Raw genomic sequence first — 880 nt, forward strand, 5'->3', positions numbered from 1 at the left:
CTGCACCCATAAAATGAGACACAAGAAAACACTCCTGTTGAAATCTGGTAAACTAGAAACGGGAGTGTTTTGTTATGGTCAAAAAAGCATATTCAGTAGAAACTAAGCTAGCCTGTATCGAAATGAAGAAGGCAGGTAAATCAAATAAGGTTATCATGGATACCCTCGGTATCAAAAATGCTAGTCAGGTCAAGACCTGGTGGCGTTGGTATCAGAATGATGAATTGTACCGTTTCCACCAACCTGTGGGGAAACAATATACTTATGGTAAAGGAATGAAACAATTATCTGAAGTCGAACAGTTACGTTTGCAGGTAGAATTACTAAAAAAGTATCAGAGCTTGGTAAGAAAATCGACAAAGTAAGTCTTATCAAGCTAGTGGAAGAGTATAAGAAAACGTGCCCTGTATCTATTATTTTAGAGTGTTTCGGAGTCAAACGCTCCACCTTTTATCGCTGGAAACAGGAGTGTAAGAATTCTCAGAAAAGAGACGAAGTAGCAGATAAAATCGAACAACTCTGTATGGCAAATCGCTTTATTTACGGCTATCGAACCATCACTCGCTTACTAAAGAAAGTTTATAACCTCGTCGTTAATCGCAAGAAGGTCTATCGTATTATGAAGGAAAAGGGATGTCTTTGCCGTGTCCGTCCCAAGAAGGGACCTAAATTAGGGAAGCCTTACCATGTAACAGACAATAAGCTGGATCGTTATTTTCAGGCAGACAAGCCTATGGAGAAGCTTGTCACAGACATCACCTATCTCTATTTTGGAAACTGTAGACTTTATCTATCTTCGATCATGGATCTCTATAATCGTGAAATAGTAGCTTATACCATCTCCGAGTGCCAAGATACAGACTTTGTGCTCGACACACTT

General features: G+C 39.4%; 2 protein-coding genes. Both read left to right on the forward strand.

The window, feature by feature from the left end; all coding sequences use genetic code 11:
• Window positions 1-74: 74 nt before the first annotated feature.
• Window positions 75-365 (forward strand): transposase, encoded by a 291-nt coding sequence (locus STRDD10_RS11255; protein WP_048691346.1) that lies wholly within the window; start codon window positions 75-77, stop codon window positions 363-365.
• A gap of 14 nt (window positions 366-379) precedes the next feature.
• On the forward strand, window positions 380-880 hold a 501-nt coding region (locus tag STRDD10_RS11685; RefSeq protein WP_269450131.1), incomplete at its 3' end, for an IS3 family transposase.

This window comes from Streptococcus sp. DD10 (assembly GCF_001578805.1).
Lineage (GTDB): Bacteria > Bacillota > Bacilli > Lactobacillales > Streptococcaceae > Streptococcus.